At 69.6% G+C, this 18,913-nt stretch carries 15 protein-coding genes; 9 read left to right on the top strand and 6 right to left on the bottom strand.

All coding sequences use genetic code 11. The annotated features are described in order from the left end of the window. The first annotated feature begins 31 nt into the window (after window positions 1-31). Both ACAG25_RS03380 and ACAG25_RS03385 read left to right on the top strand, forming a co-directional pair. A complete protein-coding gene (locus ACAG25_RS03380) occupies window positions 32-523 on the top strand; it encodes a TspO/MBR family protein (protein ID WP_370486892.1) in 492 nt (163 codons plus the stop codon). Between the two features lie 19 nt (window positions 524-542). Continuing rightward, entirely contained in the window at window positions 543-1,334 is a 792-nt protein-coding gene (locus ACAG25_RS03385) for an SDR family oxidoreductase (RefSeq protein WP_370486893.1), read from the top strand. Here ACAG25_RS03385 and ACAG25_RS03390 read toward each other — a convergent pair. Further along, window positions 1,331-2,377 carry a dihydrodipicolinate reductase gene (locus tag ACAG25_RS03390; RefSeq protein ID WP_370487381.1) on the bottom strand — a complete coding sequence of 349 codons (1,047 nt, stop codon included), beginning with the start codon at window positions 2,375-2,377 and terminating at the stop codon, window positions 1,331-1,333. The two genes, ACAG25_RS03385 and ACAG25_RS03390, sit on opposite strands and share 4 nt — an antisense overlap. Window positions 2,378-2,656: 279 nt before the next feature. On the opposite strand from ACAG25_RS03390, the gene ACAG25_RS03395 reads away from it, so the two are divergent. Further along, window positions 2,657-4,492, top strand: coding sequence for an acyl-CoA dehydrogenase (locus ACAG25_RS03395; protein WP_370486894.1), 1,836 nt, complete (start codon window positions 2,657-2,659; stop codon window positions 4,490-4,492). 232 nt (window positions 4,493-4,724) lie between these two features. On the opposite strand, the gene ACAG25_RS03400 is transcribed toward ACAG25_RS03395, so the two are convergent. Together ACAG25_RS03400 and ACAG25_RS03405 are read right to left on the bottom strand one after the other, a co-directional pair. After that, window positions 4,725-5,651 carry a TIGR03564 family F420-dependent LLM class oxidoreductase gene (locus ACAG25_RS03400; protein ID WP_370486895.1) on the bottom strand — a complete coding sequence of 309 codons (927 nt, stop codon included), beginning with the start codon at window positions 5,649-5,651 and terminating at the stop codon, window positions 4,725-4,727. Between the two features lie 120 nt (window positions 5,652-5,771). After that, window positions 5,772-7,073, bottom strand: coding sequence for an acetyl-CoA C-acetyltransferase (locus ACAG25_RS03405; RefSeq protein ID WP_370486896.1), 1,302 nt, complete (start codon window positions 7,071-7,073; stop codon window positions 5,772-5,774). Between the two features lie 160 nt (window positions 7,074-7,233). On the opposite strand from ACAG25_RS03405, the gene ACAG25_RS03410 reads away from it, so the two are divergent. After that, on the top strand, window positions 7,234-8,586 hold the full coding sequence (locus ACAG25_RS03410; RefSeq protein WP_370486897.1) for a 3-oxoacyl-ACP reductase: 1,353 nt from the start codon (window positions 7,234-7,236) through the stop codon (window positions 8,584-8,586). Between the two features lies 1 nt (window position 8,587). Further along, window positions 8,588-9,436: a MaoC/PaaZ C-terminal domain-containing protein gene (locus ACAG25_RS03415; protein WP_370486898.1), complete on the top strand. Its 849-nt coding sequence runs from the start codon at window positions 8,588-8,590 to the stop codon at window positions 9,434-9,436. 73 nt (window positions 9,437-9,509) lie between these two features. Here the strand turns inward: ACAG25_RS03415 and ACAG25_RS03420 are convergent, their stop codons facing one another. Together ACAG25_RS03420 and ACAG25_RS03425 are read right to left on the bottom strand one after the other, a co-directional pair. Further along, entirely contained in the window at window positions 9,510-10,121 is a 612-nt protein-coding gene (locus ACAG25_RS03420; RefSeq protein ID WP_370486899.1) for a TetR/AcrR family transcriptional regulator, read from the bottom strand. 49 nt (window positions 10,122-10,170) lie between these two features. Beyond that, on the bottom strand, window positions 10,171-11,364 hold the full coding sequence (locus ACAG25_RS03425; protein ID WP_370486900.1) for a glycoside hydrolase family 3 N-terminal domain-containing protein: 1,194 nt from the start codon (window positions 11,362-11,364) through the stop codon (window positions 10,171-10,173). A 100-nt stretch (window positions 11,365-11,464) separates the two neighbouring features. Between ACAG25_RS03425 and ACAG25_RS03430 the strand changes: the two genes are divergently transcribed. The 3 genes from ACAG25_RS03430 to ACAG25_RS03440 are packed head-to-tail and all read left to right on the top strand — an operon-like array spanning window position 11,465 to window position 16,463. Further along, window positions 11,465-11,962 carry a universal stress protein gene (locus tag ACAG25_RS03430; RefSeq protein ID WP_370486901.1) on the top strand — a complete coding sequence of 166 codons (498 nt, stop codon included), beginning with the start codon at window positions 11,465-11,467 and terminating at the stop codon, window positions 11,960-11,962. 45 nt (window positions 11,963-12,007) lie between these two features. Beyond that, complete coding sequence (locus ACAG25_RS03435) at window positions 12,008-12,181, top strand: DUF2613 domain-containing protein (RefSeq protein WP_370486902.1); 174 nt, start codon at window positions 12,008-12,010, stop codon at window positions 12,179-12,181. A gap of 37 nt (window positions 12,182-12,218) precedes the next feature. Beyond that, on the top strand, window positions 12,219-16,463 hold the full coding sequence (locus tag ACAG25_RS03440) for an alpha-(1->3)-arabinofuranosyltransferase family protein (RefSeq protein ID WP_370486903.1): 4,245 nt from the start codon (window positions 12,219-12,221) through the stop codon (window positions 16,461-16,463). On the opposite strand, the gene ACAG25_RS03445 is transcribed toward ACAG25_RS03440, so the two are convergent. After that, the gene (locus ACAG25_RS03445) at window positions 16,346-17,518 is read right to left on the bottom strand and encodes an acyltransferase family protein (protein ID WP_370486904.1); all 1,173 of its coding nucleotides are present in this window, start codon (window positions 17,516-17,518) and stop codon (window positions 16,346-16,348) included. The genes ACAG25_RS03440 and ACAG25_RS03445 overlap by 118 nt on opposite strands. 181 nt (window positions 17,519-17,699) lie before the next feature. Here ACAG25_RS03445 and ACAG25_RS03450 point away from each other — a divergent pair, with 181 nt between their 5' ends. Then, complete coding sequence (locus ACAG25_RS03450) at window positions 17,700-18,905, top strand: DUF3068 domain-containing protein (RefSeq protein WP_370486905.1); 1,206 nt, start codon at window positions 17,700-17,702, stop codon at window positions 18,903-18,905. Window positions 18,906-18,913 lie beyond the last annotated feature (8 nt).

Below are 18,913 nucleotides of genomic sequence, written 5' to 3' on the forward strand. Positions count from 1 at the left end.
ACAGCCCGACCCGGTGGGTACCCTGCGGTCCATGGTGGCCCAGACCTCGCGCACCCGCCCGAAGTCCCTGCTCGTTCTGGTGATCTCGGTCGCCGCCGTGGCCGTGGCCTCACTCCTCGGCGGTCTGGCCGGCAGCAGTTCGGCGCAGGACTACGCCCGCCTGCAGCAGCCGGGCTTCGCACCGCCGTCGTGGGTCTTCGGCCCGACTTGGACGTTGCTGTACGGGTTGATGGCGATCGCGGCGTGGCTGGTCTGGCGCACCGGGCCCTCCCCCGAGACGCGGCGGGCCCTGATGTTCTACGCCGTGCAACTGGTGCTCAATGCCGCGTGGACACCGTTGTTCTTCGGGCTCGGTTGGCGTGGTGTCGCGTTCTTCGAGCTCGCTGTTCTGCTGGCGGTGCTGGTTGCCACCATAGTGTTGTTCTGGCGGCGCAGCGTCCTGGCCGGCGCCTTGCTGCTGCCCTACCTGGCCTGGTCGACGTTCGCCCTGTGCCTGAATTTCGCGGTGTGGCAGTTGAATTGACCTCGACGGGAGAACAGGTATGACGAAGTCGGTTTTCATCACCGGGGCGGCCACCGGGATCGGGCGAGCGACCGCGCTGCTGTTCGCGCAGCGCGGGTACGTGGTGGGCGGCTACGACATCGACGAGGACGGGTTGCAGGTGCTCGCCGCCGACGTCACCGCGGTGGGCGGCACCCCGATCGTCGGGCATCTCAACGTGACCGACGCCGACGAAGTGGCCCAGCGGCTCGCGGAGTTCACCGAGGCCGCCGGCGGGCGCCTCGATGTGCTGATCAACAATGCCGGCCTGCTCAACGCCGGACGCTTCGAGGAGATCCCGCTGGAGGTGCATCAGCGCGAGATCGACGTCAACGTCAAGGGTGTGGTGCACGGACTGCACGCGGCCTTCCCGTATCTGAAGAAGACCCCCGACTCGGTGGTGGTGAACCTGGCCTCGGCGTCGGCGATCTACGGGCAGGCCGAACTGGCGAACTACAGCGCCACCAAGTTCTTCGTACGCGCGATCACCGAAGCGTTGAATCTCGAGTGGGGCCAATACGGGATCCGGGTGATCGACATGTGGCCGCTGTATGTGAACACCGCGATGACCAAGGACGTCTCGACCGGCACCACGCAGTCCCTCGGTATCCGGCTGACGGCGCAGGACATCGCCGAGGACATCGTGGCCGCGGTGGACGCGTCCTTGCCGCGCCGCCTGGTCGCCCAGGTGCACTTCCCGGTCGGCATCCAGGCCAAGGCGCTCGCCCTCGGGGCGCGGTTCTCCCCGGCGTGGCTGACCCGGCTGGTCAACAAGGGGCTGGCCGGCAGCTAACTCCAGCGGGTCGCTTCGACCTCGGGCGGAAGCGGTGGGTGCAGCGGGACGTCGAGGCCGTCGTAGATGCCCGGCGGTCGGGTCGACAGCCAGCTGATCGCGCCGAGCAGCCGGTTGGCCGCGGTGGTGTTGCCGCCGTCGGCACGCGTGCCGCCGGGCACGTCGGCACGCGTGACGATCGTCAACTGCGGATCACCGTCGATGATGACGCGGTGGTCCCCGACTCCCTGGTCGGGCTGCGGCCAGTGCGGCGCGCAGCTCGGGTGGATGCGGGTGATGTGCTCGACGATCACCCGCGCACGCCCGCCGGACCATCCGATCACCCGCAGATAGAAAGCGCCCTGGGTCCCGGCTTCGAAGCGGCCCATCACGGTGTCGACGGATTCCTGCAGGGGCAGTCGCTCGACCTCCTCGGTGATCTGGTCGATCACCAGGCCCAGTCCGCGCCCGATCAGCCGGATGTTCCCGCCCCACACCATCGTCGGGACGGTGGGCAACAGCATCATCGGCGTCTCGTCCATCGGACCGCCGAAGCCGCACGACACCCGCACCGCGTAGGGCTGGTCGTAGGTGGAGTAGTCGAAGATCTCCTGGCAGGTGATGGTGTCGATGCGGCTGCACAGCCCGGCCGCGGTGACCGCCAGCGCGTCGTTGGCCCACCCGGGGTCGACGCCGCTGACCAACAGGGCGGCGGAGCCGTCGGTCGCCGCGGCCGTGAGGCGCTGCACCCAGTCCGGTGGCGCCGAGGCGGGGTCGTAGAGCGAGTACAGCGACGGTGTGACGACATGCGCGCCCGCACGCAGGCACCGTTCGATGTCGGCGACCGCGTCGTCGGGCCGGATGTCGCCGGAGGCCATGTAGGCCACCGCCTCGCACGCCCCGAGCACGGCGTCCACATCCCCGCTGGCCGTCACACCCGTCGGTTCCGGCAATCCCGCAAAGGTGGCGGCATCGCGCCCGACCTTGTCCGGCGACGAGGTGATGACACCTGTCAGCCGCAGCCCCGGAAAGGCCGCCAGCGACCGAATGGCCGAGGCGCCCATGTTGCCGGTCCCCCACACCGCGACCCCGGTTCTGTCTGCCACCACCCCACCCTAAACGCTAAACGTGACAATCCTCACAACAACGTGTTTATCCAGCTTATAGGGCATTTCAGGCGTCGAAATGAGGATCGGCCAACCGGACGGTTGGGAACACGGCGGGAATTCGCCACAGTCGTCTTGCGCTGAAGTTACCGAGCGGTATAGTTAATCCACTGTTACTGGTGGGTAACTTAATCGAAGTACCCAACCATTCGGTGGCGTTCTCGATGAGGAGGAACCGTGAGCCACTACAAGAGCAATGTTCGCGACCAGGTATTCAACCTGTTCGAGGTCCTCGGCGTCGACAAGGCGCTCGGCCAGGGCAGCTTCGCCGACCTCGACGTCGACACCGCCACCGAGATGTTGGGTGAGATGGCCCGCCTGGCGGAGGGGCCGATCGCCGCTTCGTTCGAGGAAGGCGACCGCCACCCGCCGGTGTTCGATCCCAAGACCCACACCGTCACCCTGCCCGAGGGCTTCAAGAAGTCGGTGCGCGCGGTCGTCGACGGCGGCTGGGACAAGCTGACCGTCAGCGAGGAACTCGGCGGCACCCCGATGCCCCGCGCGCTGTCGTGGGCGCTGCAGGAGCACATCCTCGGCGCCAACCCGGCCGTCTACATGTACGCGATGGGCGCCGGATTCGCCGACATCTTCTACCACCTCGGCACCGAGGAGCAGAAGAAGTGGGCCAAGTTCGCCGCCGACCGCGGCTGGGGCTCGACCATGGTCCTCACCGAGCCCGACGCCGGTTCCGACGTCGGCGCCGGCCGCACCAAGGCGGTCCAGCAGCCCGACGGCACCTGGCACATCGACGGCGTGAAGCGGTTCATCACCTCGGCCGACTCCGACGACCTGTTCGAGAACATCATGCACCTGGTGTTGGCCCGCCCCGAGGGCGCCGGACCGGGCACCAAGGGGCTGTCGCTGTTCTTCGTCCCGAAGTTCCACTTCGATCCCGAGACCGGTGCGCCGGGTGAACGCAACGGCGTCTTCGTCACCAACGTCGAGCACAAGATGGGCCTGAAGGTCTCCGCGACGTGTGAGCTGTCGCTGGGCCAGCACGGCGTACCGGCGGTGGGCTGGTTGGTCGGCGAGGTCCACGAGGGCATCGCGCAGATGTTCGACGTCATCGAGCAGGCACGAATGATGGTGGGCACCAAGGCGATCGCCACACTGTCCACCGGTTATCTCAACGCGCTGGAGTACGCCAAGGAGCGCGTCCAGGGTGCCGACCTGACCCAGATGACCGACAAGACCGCGCCGCGCGTGACCATCACCCACCACCCCGATGTCCGTCGCTCGCTGATGACGCAGAAGGCCTACGCCGAAGGACTCCGCGCGCTGTACCTGTTCACCGCGACGCATCAGGACGCCGAGGTGGCCAAGACGCTGCACGGCATCGAGCCCGACCTGGCGGTCAAGGTCAACGACCTGATGCTGCCCATCGTCAAGGGTGTGGGCTCCGAACAGGCCTACGCGAAGCTGACCGAATCGCTGCAGACCCTCGGCGGATCCGGCTTCCTGCAGGACTATCCGATCGAGCAGTACATCCGCGACGCCAAGATCGACTCGCTGTACGAGGGCACCACCGCCATCCAGGCGCAGGACTTCTTCTTCCGCAAGATCGTCCGCGACAAGGGTGTGGCGCTGGCGCACGTCGCCGGCCTGATCGAGCAGTTCGTCAAGAACGAGTCGGGCAACGGCCGGCTCAAGGCCGAGCGTGCGCTGCTGGCCACCGCGCTGGCCGACGTACAGGCCATGGCTGCCACGCTGACCGGTTATCTGGTTGCCGCGCAGGAGAACCCGGCAGAGATCTACAAGGTCGGCCTGGGCTCGGTGCGGTTCCTGATGAGCGTCGGCGACCTGGTGATCGGCTGGCTGCTGCAGCAGCAGGCCACGGTGGCGATCGACAAGCTCGATGCCGGCGTGGACGGCGACGACCGCGCCTTCTACGAGGGCAAGGTCGCGGTGGCGTCGTTCTTCGCAAAGAACTTCCTGCCGCTGCTGACCAGCACGCGCTCGATCCTGGAGAACCTCGACAACGAGGTCATGGAGCTGGACGAGGCGGCTTTCTAGCCTCCTCGGACCCGAGACGCCCCCGGACTCTTCCCGGGGGCGTCTTGCGTTCCGCGACCCGGGCGGGAGGGCAAAAAAGGGCGGGTTCGGGAGGACATGTGGGTGCGTCTCGCTAGGTCCTGCGCGGTCGGCTTTCATCCCTTTGCCGACTCTTCGGATCGGTCACTCCCGAACCCGTCGTGGGATCGATGCTACGCCTGTGCAGCCGGGCGCAAAAGTGCTGCGGACGAATTCATCCCGCCGAAGCGACTGCGCGCATCAGGGCGCGGGTGCGGGCCCGGCCCTCCAGGGACGGATCGAACGTCGCGGCGACGAACTCGTCGACGCCGGCTGCGGTCAGCTCGTCGATCCGCGCGGTGACGGTGGCCTCGTCGCCGATGATCGCCGCGTCCTCGGGACCGGCGAACCCCTCGCGGTCGAGCATCGCCCGATACGACGGCAGGGTGCCGTACATCGCGAACTGCTCGGCGGCCTGCTTGCGGGCGGCGTCGACGTCGTCGGTGACGGCCACCGGCAGCGCAGCGACGACGCGCACCGCCCCCGCCGGACGTCCCGCCTCGGCCGCGGCCTGCCGCAACGTCGGGCTGACGTGGTCGCGCAGCGTCGCCGGACCGGTCATCCAGGTGCAGGTGCCGGCCGTGCGACGGCCGGCCAGGCGCAGCAGCTGCGGCCCCAAGGCCGCGATGTAGACGTCGGGCTGCGGCGCGTTCGGGATCATCAACGCCCCGCGCGTCGTCGCGGTCTGCCCGACGGCATCGGCGGCTTGTCCGGCCAGCAGCGGCAGCAGCCCGTCGAGGAACTCGTTGAGGCGGCGCACCGGTTTGTCCCACGGGATGCCCCACATGCCTTCAGTGACCGCGGCGTGCGTCATGCCGAGGCCGAGGGTGAACCGGCCACCGGAGATCAGGCTGAGGGTGAGCGCGCGTTGCGCCATCAGCATCGGGTGCTGGTTCTGGATCGGCACCACGCCGGAGGCGGCCTCGATGCCGTCGACCTCACGCAGCGCCACCGCGAGCACAGTCAGCAGGTCGGGTTCATAGGGCAGCTGGCTCAGCCAGACGCGGGTGAACCCTTCGTCGCGCAATTGGGCCAGGTAGTCGACGGTGCCGTCGACCGGGTGGGCGAATCCGCTGAGCTGTCCGAACATGCTGATCTGCATGTCCCCAAAGTAAGTGCCCCGTGTTGCCGTCGGGTCGGGGGGTCAGACGGCAACACGGAGCTATCCGATGTATCGACCGGCCGTCGGTGGGTGTTACATGCGGACGGAAAAACTTTTGGGCTAGGCCTCGAGGATGGCCGTGACGCCCTGACCGCCGGCCGCGCAGACCGAGATCAGGCCGCGAACCGGCTGTCCGGTCTCGCTCTTCTTCTGCGCCAGCTGCTTGGCCATCTGCGCCACGATGCGCCCACCCGTGGCGGCGAACGGATGCCCGGCGGCCAGCGACGAGCCGTTGACGTTGAGTTTGGCCCGGTCGATGGACCCCAGCGCGGCGTCCAGGCCGAGGCGCTGCGTGCAGTACTCCTCGGACTCCCAGGCCGCGAGCGTCGCCAGCACCACCGACGCGAACGCCTCGTGTATCTCGTAGAAGTCGAAATCCTGAAGCTTGAGCCCGTTACGGGCCAGCATCCGCGGCACGGCGTAGGTCGGCGCCATCAACAACCCGTCGCGCCCGTTGACGTAGTCGACCGCGGCGGTCTGGCTGTCGACGAAGTAGGCCAGCACCGGGATCGAGTGCTCGGCGGCCCATTCCTCCGACGACAGCAGCGCGACCGACGCCCCGTCGGTCAGCGGCGTGGAGTTCCCTGCGGTCATCGTCGCGTCGCCGTTGCGGACGCCGAACACCGGCTTGAGCTTGGCCAGCTTCTCCGGCGAGGAGTCCGCACGCAGGTTGTTGTCCCGGTACACACCGAGAAACGGCGTCACCAGGTCGTCGAAGAATCCGCGGTCGTAGGCGGCGGCCATGTTGCGGTGGCTGGCCGCGGCCAGCTCGTCCTGGTCGATGCGCTTGATGCCCATCTCCTTGGCGGTCACCGCGGCGTGCTCGCCCATCGACATGCCGGTGCGGGGTTCGCTGTTGACGGGGATCTCGATGCCCAGGGAGGCAGGCAGCTTGCCGACGAGCTTGAGCCGTTCGACGTTGGACTTCGCCCGACGAAGCCCGAGCAGCACACGGCGCAGGTCGTTGCCGATAGCGATGGGCGCATCGGAGGCGGTGTCGACACCGCCGGCCGCCGCCACTTCATATCTGCCGTGAGCGATGCCGTCGGCCGCGGAGATCGCGGCCTGCAGGCCGGTACCGCAGGCCTGCTGCAGGTCGAACGCGGGCGTGTACGACGACAGCTTGCTGCCCAGCACGCATTCGCGCATCAGGTTGAAGTCGCGGCTGTGCTTGAGCACCGCGCCGCCGATCACCGCGTCGAGCTTCTCGCCCTGCAGGTTGAATCGGTCGGCCAGCCCGTCGAGCGTCGCGGTGAACATGTCCTGGTTGGACGCGCTGGCGTACGCGCCGTCGGAGCGCGCGAACGGAATCCGGTTACCTCCGAGGACGGCTACCCGGCGGGTGGAGTTGCTGTCGGCCACGTCTTGCCTCCCGGTTTGGTCTTTCGGTGTCGAGCGTCATACTACCCACCGTTCTTACTCTGGAGTAAGTTCGTGAGGGACGCGACAGAGCGGGGTAACCCGTACTCCGTCGCACCATGACTACCCGGATCTCACCCCAGGTCATCAGAAAGGCAGCGCTGTGGCTTCCGATCTCCTCTCCCAGGTCGTCAACTCCGGGCCGGGCTCATTCCTGGCCAAGCAACTCGGCGTCCCCCAGCCCGAACCGTTGCGCCGCTACCAGCCCGGCCAGTCACCGCTGGAGGGATCGGTGCTGATCGGCGGGGAGGGGCGCGTCGTCGAGCCCCTGCGTGCGGCGCTCGCCGAAGACTACGAGGTCGTCTCCAACAACCTCGGCGGTCGGTGGGCCGACCGGTTCGCAGGGCTGGTGTTCGACGCCACCGGCATCACCGAGCCCGCGGGGCTCAAGGCGCTCTACGAGTTCTTCACCCCGGTGCTGCGCAACCTCGGCCGTTCGGCGCGCGTGGTGGTGATCGGCACGACTCCCGACGAGGTCGAGGACGTCCACGAGCGCACCGCGCAGCGCGCGCTGGAGGGCTTCACCCGGTCGCTGGGCAAGGAGCTGCGCAACGGTTCGACCGTGTCGCTGGTCTACCTGCACCCCGACGCCTCAGCAGGGGCCACCGGGTGCGAATCGACGTTGCGGTTCATCCTGTCGGCGAAGTCGGCCTACGTCGACGGTCAGGTCTACCGCGTCGGCGCCGCCGATTCGACCGCGCCCGCGGACTGGGACAAGCCGCTGGACGGGAAGGTGGCCCTGGTGACCGGCGCCGCCCGCGGCATCGGCGCGACGATCGCCGAGGTGTTCGCCCGCGACGGGGCGACGGTGATCGCCGTGGACATCGAGGACGCCAGGGACGCACTTTCCGAGGTGGCCGCCAAGGTGGGCGGCACCGCACTGCCGCTCGACGTCACGGCCGAGGACGCGGTGGACAAGATCACCGCGCACGTCAAGGAACACCACGGCGGCCGGCTGGACATCCTGGTCAACAACGCCGGCATCACCCGCGACAAGCTGCTGGCCAACATGGACGAGAGCCGGTGGGACTCGGTGCTCGCGGTCAACCTGCTTGCCCCGCTGCGGCTTTCCGAGGGATTGGTCGACAACGGCACCCTGGCCGAGAACGGCCGCATCATCGGGCTGTCCTCGATGGCCGGCATCGCCGGCAACCGCGGCCAGACCAACTACGCCGCCACCAAGGCCGGCATGATCGGCCTGACCGACGCGCTGGCCCCCCGGTTCGCGGAGAAGAACATCACCATCAACGCGGTGGCGCCCGGGTTCATCGAGACGAAGATGACCGACGCGATCCCGCTGGCCACCCGCGAGGTCGGCCGCCGCCTGAACTCGCTGTTCCAGGGCGGCCAGCCGGTTGACGTCGCCGAGACCATCGCCTACTTCGCCAGCCCGGCGTCGAATGCGGTGACCGGTAACACGATCCGGGTGTGCGGGCAGGCGTGGTTGGGGGCGTGACGTGAGCGATCAACAACCTTCTGCGCTGCGCAATCTCGCACTGGCCGCCGCGGGCGCACTGCCGTTCGTGCCGCGCAGCGACACGCTGCCCCGGCGCAGCCTGACCGTCGACGAGCTGGCCATCGACTCGGCCAACGTCGCCGAGTACTGCCACGTGACCGGGCTGCGGTTCGACGACACCGTACCGATCACCTACCCGTTCGCGCTGACGTTCCCCACGTTGATGGCGTTGATCACCGGCTTCGACTTCCCTTTCGCGGCAATGGGTTCGGTACATCTGGAGAACCGCATCACCGCGCACCGGCCGATCGCGGTGTCCGACACCGTCTCGGCGACGGTGCGCGCCGAGAACCTCCGGGAGCATCGGCGCGGCCTGCTGGTCGACGTGCTGACCGACGTGAAGGTCGGCAACGATCTGGCATGGCAGCAGGTTTCGACGTTCCTCAACCAGCAGCGGACCAGCCTGTCCGACGAACCCAAGCCGCCACCGCAGAAACAACCCAAGCTCGGCCCGCCCAACGCGGTGCTCAGCATCACCCCGGGTCAGATCCGCCGCTACGCATCGGTGGGTGGGGACCACAACCCCATCCACACGAATGCGTTGGCGGCCAAGCTGTTCGGCTTCCCCACCGTCATCGCCCACGGCATGTTCAGCGCGGCGGCGGTACTGGCCAACGTCGAGGGGCAACTGCCGGATGCGGTCGAGTACTCGGTGAAATTCGCCAAACCGGTGATCCTGCCCGCACGGGCCGGTTTGTACGTCGACCGTCGCGGCGACGGGTGGGAGCTGACGCTGCGTCACCTGACCAAGGGGCACCCGCACCTGACGGGCACGGTGGCGCCGCTGTAGAGCGAACGTGCCGTCAGCGTCGTTGCACGGCGAATGACGCTACGCTGGAAGCACTTTCGCGACACCCGCAGCGCTAGGCCACCGGGCCGGCGTCGCTCGGCGCGCCCTTGAGGCCCCGCCAGAACAGGTTGATCATCAGTTCGGCCGCCTCGTCGGCGTCGGCGTCGCCGGTGCTGACCCGCGCGGCGATCGCCTCGCCGGCGCCCACCAACGCGACGGCCATCATGTCGAAATCGGTGTCGGGACCGGGATGTCTGGTACCCGACTGCAACAGTCGTGCCACCAGCTCGATGATGCGTTCCCGGCCCTCACGCACGGTGTGCGAGAACCGCTGCGAACTGGTCGCCTGCGTGTAGAGCACCATCCAGGACGCGCGATGCTCGTCGATGTACTTCAGGAACGCCAGCACCGCGCTGCGCAACAGTTCTTTCGGCGGGTCGTCGAAGTCGATCTTGTTGCGCACCTCCTCGACGAAGCGCGCCAGCTCGCGGTCCAGGCACGCGCCGAACAACTCCTCCTTGGACCCGTAGTAGAGGTAGAGCATCGGCTTGCTGATCTGCGCCTCGGCGGCGATCGCGTCCATCGACGTCTCGTGAAAACCGTTCACCGAGAAGATCTCGACGGCAGCGTCGAGCATCTGCTGCTCCCGGACCGCACGTGGCAAGCGTTTGGTACCACCCGCCATGATCGTGCCCAACCTTCCCTGCGCGGTTCTCGTGTCCCCCACAGGGTAGTCAGCAGCGCGGAGACGGCCCTTTCATGGCCGCGATGCGCGTCACCGCACCGTCGACGAACGACATCGACAGTTCACCGGAGGCCACGGCGCTCTCGAGCCGGTCGAGCACCGCGGGCACCTCGGCGGTGCTCAGCCACAGCGCCACGTCGGCACCGGCCTGCAGGCTGCGCAGCACGGCGTCGGCGACACCGAGCCGGTCGGAGATCGCCCGCATGCCCGACAGGTCGTCGGTGAACACCGGGCCGTTGAACGGCGGGCCGCCGTAGTTGCCCGAGCGCAGCAGGCCGTAGACCTGGGGGCTGAGGCTGGCCGGCTCGTTGCCCGTCAACCCGGGCACGCTCATGTGGCCGACCATGACGCCGACCGGTCCCTGCGCGGTCAGGCTGCGGTAGGGCACCAGGTCGACGGACTCGAGTTGGTCGATCGGCGGGGTGCTGACGCCCTGGTTGTGGGAGTCGCCCGATGCGCTCCCGTGGCCCGGGAAGTGCTTGAGAACCGGCAGGATGCCGGCGTCGCGGAGGCCCCGCGCGTAGGCGCCGGCGAACTCGGTGACGACAGTGGGGTCGCCGCCGAACGAGCGGTCTCCGATCACCGAGGAGGCCGGCGCGTCGGTGACGTCGACGACGGGCGCGAAGTCGATGGTGATGCCCAGGCCGCGCATCTGGCGGCCGCGGTCGAGCGCGATCTGGTACACCTCGTCGGCGGTGCGGGTCTGCGCCAACTCGCGTGCCGAGGGCTGGCTGCCGATCAGCGAGGACAGCCGGGAGACCCGGCCACCTTCCTCGTCGACGCTGACGGCCAGCGGCAGGGGTCCTGCCGACCCGGCGATCTCGGCCAGCGACCCGTTGGACAGCATCGACAGGTCGGTCCAGCTGCCGACCATGATGCCGCCGATGCGGTGGTTCTCGACGGCCGCGCGGGCGTCCGCGGGGCCGGTCACGCCGACCATGAGCAATTGGGCCAACTTGTCGCGCGTCGACATCGATGCGACCGCGGTGGCCGGGTCGCCGCACGCCGGCGCCGGCGGGGGCGGCGCCTGCGGCACCGCGGTGGCCGCCTTGACGACCCGTGAGGTCGGTTCCGGCGGCGCCGGGGCCTCGGCGCCCGGCGAGCAACCGGCCAGCAACGCGACCACACTTACGGCGCCCAGCAGGGCTTTCGGCGCGGATTTGGATGTCGGAGACGCAGCCATCGTCTCGACCCTAGTGCCAACCGAAGCTGCGATCTACGTCCTCGGGGGTGCGTGGCTCCCAATATGGTGGGAGCACACCGACAGCGAAGGGGGGCGGACGATGACGTCGGCGCACAACGACAGGGACGCCGGAGAACACCAGACCGTCATCGTCATCGCCTTCGACGGATCGCCGACCGCGCGCCGGGCCGTGTACTACGCCAGCAGGTTCCTCTCCGCCGGCCGGGCCATCCTGCTGACCGTGTGGTCTCCGTTGGACCGCGGCTCCGAGGCCACTATCGCCTACGACCTGGACGGTCCGCCGGATCCCGTCCCCGTCGATGAGGTCGACATCGCGCTGGCCGAGGCGCGCCGGATCAACGAGGAGGGCCAACGGTTGGCCACCGAGGCGGGTCTGCCGGTCGAGGCACGGTGTGTGGCCCAGACCTACACCGTGTGGCAGGCCATCATCGACGTCGCCGACGAGGTGGACGCCGACCTGATCGTCACCGGCACCCGCGCGACCACCGGATTCCGGTCCCTGATCCAGTCCAGCGTCGCCGATCACGTGCTGCGGCGGGGGCACCGACCAGTGCTGATCGTCCCGCCCGCCCCGTGATGTGAGCCCCGGGCCGCCGGTGGGCGCCGTGCTAGTTTGTGGCCCATGGACCGGTTTCTCGTGCCCGCCGCCGCCAGCCTCGTCGTCGGTCTGCTGCTGGGCGCGGCTGCCGTCTTCGGGGTGACGCTGATGGTGCAGCAGGACACCAGGCCTCCGCTGCAGGCGGGCGATCCGGCGTCGTCGGTTCTCAACAGGGTGGAATACGGCGACCGAAGCTAACTCTGCCCCCGAGCCGCTCTCGCGGCGCTGGCTGTGGGTGGTCGCCGCGGCGGCTCTGGTCCTGACGTTCGCCCAGTCACCCGGCCAGATCTCACCCGACACCAAACTGGATCTGACAGCCAATCCGCTGCGCTTCCTCACGCGCGCGTTCACGCTGTGGAACAGCGAGCTGCCGTTCGGCCAGGCGCAGAACCAGGCCTACGGCTACCTGTTCCCGCACGGCACCTTTTTCCTGGCCGGCGACGTCCTCGGCGTCCCCGGCTGGGTGACGCAGCGGCTGTGGTGGGCGCTGCTGCTGGTCGTCGGTTTCTGGGGCGTGCTGCGGCTGGCCGAGGCGTTGGGCATCGGCAGCCGCACGTCACGGGTGATCGCGGCGGTGGCCTACGCGCTGTCCCCGCGGGTGCTGACCACTCTGGGCGCGATCTCGTCGGAGACGTTGCCGATGATGCTCGCGCCGTGGGTGCTATTGCCGATCGTGCTGGTTCTACAGGGCAACACGCGTATCCGGCTGCTGGCGGCGCGCTCGGCGGCGGCGATCGCGCTGATGGGTGCGGTCAACGCGGTGGCGACGCTGTCGGCGTGTCTGTGCGCGGTGGTGTGGCTGTGCTGTCATCGCCCCGACCGGGTGTGGCGCCGGTTTGTCGCGTGGTGGGTGCCGTGCGTGGTGCTCGCGACGGCGTGGTGGGTGGTCGCGCTGCTGCATCTGGGCCGGATCAGTCCGCCGTTCCTGGACTTCATCGAGTCCTCGGGGGTGACGACGCGGTGGATGTCGCTGACCGAGATGCTGCGCGGTACCGGTGCGTGGACGCCGTACGTCGCGCCGAGCGCGACCGCCGGGGCGCCGCTGGTGACCGGGACGGTCGCCGTGTTGGCGACGACGCTGGTCGCCGCGGCCGGGTTGGCGGGTCTCGCCATGCGCACCATGCCCGCCCGGGGCCGGCTGGTGACGATGCTGCTGGTCGGTGTGGCGCTGCTGGCGGCCGGCTACTCCGGCGGGCTGGGGTCGCCGGTGGCGCAGCAGGTGCAGGCCTTCCTCGATGCCGACGGCACCCCGCTGCGCAATCTGCACAAACTCGAACCGCTGCTGCGGCTGCCGCTGGTGCTGGGTCTGGCGCACCTGCTGGGCCGGATCCCGCTTCCCGGCAGCGCGCCGCGGCCGGTGTGGCGCCGCGCGTTCGCCCACCCGGAGGACGACAAGCGCACCGCGGTCGCCGTCGTGGTGCTCTCGGCGCTGGTGGCGGCGACGTCGCTGGTCTGGACCGGGCGGCTGACGCCGCCGGGGGCGTTCGACGCGATCCCGCAGTACTGGCACGACACCGCGGCATGGCTCGACGAGCACAACGACGGGGGCCGGGTGCTGGTGGCGCCGGGCGCGCCGTTCGCGACGCAGACGTGGGGCAACTCGCGCGACGAGCCCCTGCAGGTGCTCGGCGACAGCGCCTGGGGGGTGCGGGACTCGATCCCGTTGACCCCGTCGGAGACCATCCGCGCCCTGGATTCGGTGCAGCGGCTCTTCGCCGCGGGCCGGCCCTCCGCGGGTCTGGCCGACACCCTGATCCGGCAGGGCATCTCCCATGTCGTGGTCCGCAACGACCTCGACCCGGACACGTCCCGGTCGGCGCGGCCGATCCTGGTGCACCGCACCGTCGACGGTTCCCCGGGGCTGACGAAGGTCGCCGAGTTCGGTGCGCCGATCGGTCCGGGCACCCTCGACGGGTTCGTCGCCGACAGCGGCCTGCGTCCCCGCTACCCGGCGGTGGAGATCTACCGGGTCGACGGCGCCGGCGCGGCGATGGCTCCCTACACCGTCGAGGCCGACGCGTTGCCCCGGATCGACGGGGCACCTGAGGCGCTGCTGCGCCTCGACGAACGCCGCCGACTGAGGAACGAACCACCGCTGGGCACCGCGCTGCTCACCCAGGACGCCGTGCGCGCGGGGCTCGACGCGCCGTTGACCACGGTGACCGACAGCCCGGTGGCGCGCGAGACCGACTACGGGCGCGTCGACGACCACTCCTCTGCCGTCCGCGCGCCCGGCGATCCGCACAACACCTACAACCGCGTGCCGGACTACCCGTCCGAGGGCGCCGAGCTCGTCGAGGGACGCTGGTCGGGCGGGCGGATCACGGTGTCCAGCTCGGCCGGCGACTCGACCGCCCTGCCCAACGTCTCGCCGTCCTCGGCGGCCCCCGCGGCAATCGACGGAGACGCGGCGACCAGCTGGGTCTCCAACTCGCTGCAGGCCGCGGTCGGCCAATGGCTGCACATCGATTTCGACCGCCCGCTGACCAACGCGACCCTGACGTTGACGCCCAGCGCCACGGCCGTCGGCGCGCAGGTACGGCGGCTCGAGGTCTCGACGGTCAACGGCACCAGCACCGTGCGGTTCGAGGAGGCGGGCCAACCGTTGACCGTCGCGCTGCCCTACGGCGAGTCGCCGTGGGTGCGCGTCACCGCCGTCGCCACCGATGACGGGTCACCCGGTGTGCAGTTCGGCATCACCGATCTGAGCGTCACGCAGTACGACGCGAACGGGTTCGCCCACCCGGTCAGCCTGCGGCACACCGTCGACGTGCCTGCGCCTCGACCGGAAAGCGCGGTGGCGCAATGGGATCTGGGTACCGAGCTACTGGGCCGACCCGGCTGCGCCGAAAGCCCCACCGGGACACGGTGCTCGGCGGCGATGGCCCTGGCCTCGGAGGAACCGGTCAACCTCAGCCGCACGCTGCAGGTGCCGGAGCCGACCTCGGTGAACCCCACGGTATGGGTGCGTGCCCGTCAGGGACCGAACCTGGCCGATCTGATCGCCCAGCCCGGAACCACCCGCGCGGCAGGGGATTCCGATCTCATCGATGTACTCGGGTCGGCCTACGCCGCCACCGACGGCGACCCGGCCACGGCGTGGACCGCGCCGCAGCGGGTGGTGCAGCCCCGCACCCCTGCGACGCTGTCGGTGCACCTGCCGGGACCGCGTACCGTCGCGGCGCTGCGGGTGACGCCCAGCGAGTCGGTGGTGCCCGCACGCCCGCGTCTGATCGCCGTCGACCTCGGCGACGGTCCCCAGGTGCGGCGCCTGACCGCCGGTACCGAGACCCTGCGGCTCAAGCCGCGCGTCACCGACACCGTCACGGTGTCACTGCTGGACTGGGACGACGTGATCGACCGCACCGCACTGGGATTCGATCAGCTCAAACCTCCGGGGCTGGCCGAGATCGTGGCGCTCGACCCCCGCGGCACCGCCCTGGACGCTGCCGACGCATCGGCGAACCGGTTGCGCCGCATCACGATTCCGTGCGGGCAGGGGCCCATCATCGGTGTCGCGGGCCAATTCGTTCAGACCTCGGTGCGCACCACCGTCGCCGCGCTGCTGGACAACCGGCCCATCGCCGCCCAACCGTGTGGCACCGACACGATCACCCTGCCCGCCGGCGAACAGGAACTGCTGATCAGCCCCGGGCCCACCTTCGTCGTCGACGGGGTGCGACTGACCACGCCGGACGCCGAGCGGATCGCCACCACGACCCCGCGCCCGGTGGCCGTCGAGCAGTGGAGCAACCACCACCGCGAGGTCCGCGTCGACGCCGCGGACGCCGACCGGCTGCTCGTGGTGCCCGAGAGCATCAACCCGGGCTGGGTGGCCCGCACCACCGAGGGCGACGTGCTGACACCGATCACCGTCAACGGCTGGCAGCAGGGCTGGGTGCTGCCCGCCGGCGCCGACACCGCGGTGACGATGACGTTCGCGTCCAACACCTCCTACCGGGCCGGGCTGATCGGCGGCCTGGCGCTGCTTCCGGTGCTCGCGGCGCTGGCGTTGATCCCGGTCCGGCGCCGGCCCGACCCCGGCCCGGCGGGCACGGTGTGGCAGCCGGGGACCGCGGCCGTCACGGCGGCGGTGACCGTCGTCGGCGCGGTGGTGGCCGGACCCGTCGGCGCGGCCACCGTGCTGGGGGCCGCCGGGATCCGTCATCTGTTGCGGCGACGGGAACGGCTGCGTGAGGCCGTGACCGTCGGCGCGGCGGCGGGCGGCCTGATCCTGGCCGGCGCGGTGCTCAGCCAGAACCCGTGGCGGTCGGTCGACGGCTACGTCGGGCACTCGGCCGGGGTGCAGTTCCTCGCCTTGATCTCGGTGGCAGCCGTCGCGGCGTCGGTGATTCCGCGCACTCAGCGCGGCACGGTCGTGGCCACAGAGTCGTCGACCGAGCTGTCCAGCGGTGTCGGCTGGTGGCGCAACTCCCAGCGCCGCAGGGCGGTCCGGCACGGCGACTCGACCAGCCCGTAACTGACCGCGGCGATCGCGAACCCGAACAGCAACGTCAACACCAGCACGATCGTGAAGTGACCGCTGAACGGGAACTCCCCGATCATCGGGAACACCATGGCCAGCGCCGCCAGATGCCAGACGAACAGACCGTAGGACCAGCGGCCCAGCGTCACCATCGGTGCACTGCCCAGGATCCGGTGCGGGGTGTCGGGCCGGTCGAGCACCAGCGGCGCCAGCAGCGCCCCGGCGACCACCGCACCCATCGCGGTCTTCAGCGTCACCTGCTCGATCGAGCCGGGGTGCAGGCCCTCCAGCCCGGCCAGCGGCGACGCCGCGATACCGAACGCCGTGACCGCCACCACCGCCATCAGGATCCGTCGCCGCGCCAGCCGGTGCGCCCACCCGACCGGCGTCACCGTCAGTTCGGCCAGCACCATGCCCGCGGCGAACCACGAGAAGAACGCCGGCGGCCAGTTCCACAGGTTGTGCCCCTCACCGCCGTCGAACGGGATCCGCACCCAGAACAGGCTGGCCACCGCCACGGCGATGATCACCGGGATGCGCGCCCGCACCGGCAATCGGCGCGCGAACAGGGCCAGCAGCGGCAGCGCCAGATAGAAGCTCATCTCCACCGACAGGCTCCACATCTGGGTCAGCCCGTTGGTCAGCGTGAGCGGCACATAGATCTGGGTGAGCGTCAGGTTGGCCAGCCACACCGTCACGTCGGCGTCGGTGTCGGGCATCAGGTTCAGGATCACCACCACCGCGACCAGGTAACCCGGCATGATCCGCACGATCCGCGACCGCAGATAGTGCCCGGTGCGCGGGCGTTCCCGCAGACCGCGCGCCGCGGCCGCATGCCCGCGCCACAGCAGGAACCCCGACAACGCGAAGAACACCGCGACCGCCAGGTCGAAGCGGCCCAGCACGCGTCCGATCACCCCGCTGCTGTACCCGGTCTGGAACGCGACGTGGGTGACGACGACGCCGATGGCCGCGCACGCGCGCATTCCTTCCACGGCGGGCAGGAAGCTACGCGTCCCGCCGACCGCGTCGGCTCCGGTTGCCGTCATGGTCCACAGTGTGCCCGCGCGCTGGATCGGCACGGAAACGGGTAGTTACGCTGCATCTGCCAAGCGGTCGTAGTCGGCGCCGGCCCCGGTCGGTGCTGTTAGTGTCGGACGGGTTTGCTTGTCGATGCAGAAACCTTGATCGATCACCCGACCCATGGCGGGCGCGAAGGGAGACACGGTATTGAACCGCGCAGTTGCGCTGAGGATCGCCGCGTGCGCAATCATGGGCCTCGGTGCCGCCCTGCTCATTGCCGCCCTGCTGTTGAGCACCTACACCAAGGGCCAGATCTCGAAGATCCCGCTCGACATCGACACCACGCTGGTCAGCGACGGCACCGGTACGGCGTTCGACCCGGCATCGCTGAACGGTGAACGGTTCGTCGTCAACGAGGATGTTCCGCTGGTCCTGCAACGGCAGGTCAGCGTCGAGTCCCCGGCCAACGCCGACGTGGTGACCCTGCAGGTCGGCAGCTCGTTGCGCCGCACCGACCAGCAGCAGGACAACGGGCTGCTGCTGGCGATGGTCGACACCGTCACCATCGACCGCAGCACCGCCGAAGCGGTGTCCAGCGAGAGCAACCCCGGCGGTGCGGTGCAGAAGCCGCGCGCGCTGGAGGACGAGAACCCGCCGACCAACATCGCGCTGCCGCACGAGGGGCTGACCTACCGCTTCCCGTTCGACACCGAGAAGAAGACCTATCCGTTCTTCGACCCGATCGCGCAGAAGACGTTCGACGCCAACTACTCCGGCGAAGAGGACGTCAACGGGCTGACGGCCTACCGGTTCACCCAGAACATCGGCTTCGACTCCGAGGGCAAGCTCGTCGAGCCGGTCAAGTACGCGTCGCTGTACGACGACGAGGCCGACGCCCAGGTCAGCGCGCGCGCCGCGCTGTGGGGCCTGGAGGGCGACCCCGAAGAGATGATCACGATGACGCGGTACTACGCCGCGCAGCGGACCTTCTGGGTGGATCCGGTGTCGGGGACCATCGTCAAGCAGACCGACCGCGGCTTCCACTACTACGCGCGTGAGGCGCTCGAACCCGAGGTCACCTTCGTCGACTACACCGTGACCTCCGACGAGGAGACCGTCGAGGCCCAGGTCGCGTCGGCGTTCGACGAGCGTGACCGGGTCGCGCTGTGGGGCCGCATCCTGCCCATCACGTTCACGGCGCTGGGTCTGGTGGCGCTGATCGGCGGCGCGCTGCTGGGGTCGTTCAGCCTGCGCGCGGAGTCGATGCTGCTGGATCCTGGTCTCGACGACACCGGTAACCGCTTCTTCGGCGGCCGCGGCGACGAGGGCGAACCGGTGCCCGGCGCGGAGGCCAAGACCGAGAAACTGCCGGCGCAACGACCATCCGACCTGCCCCCGGACCGACCGGTCTGATCGCCCGG

Origin of the sequence: Mycobacterium sp. pV006 (assembly GCF_041287115.1) — a bacterium.
Classification (GTDB): domain Bacteria; phylum Actinomycetota; class Actinomycetes; order Mycobacteriales; family Mycobacteriaceae; genus Mycobacterium.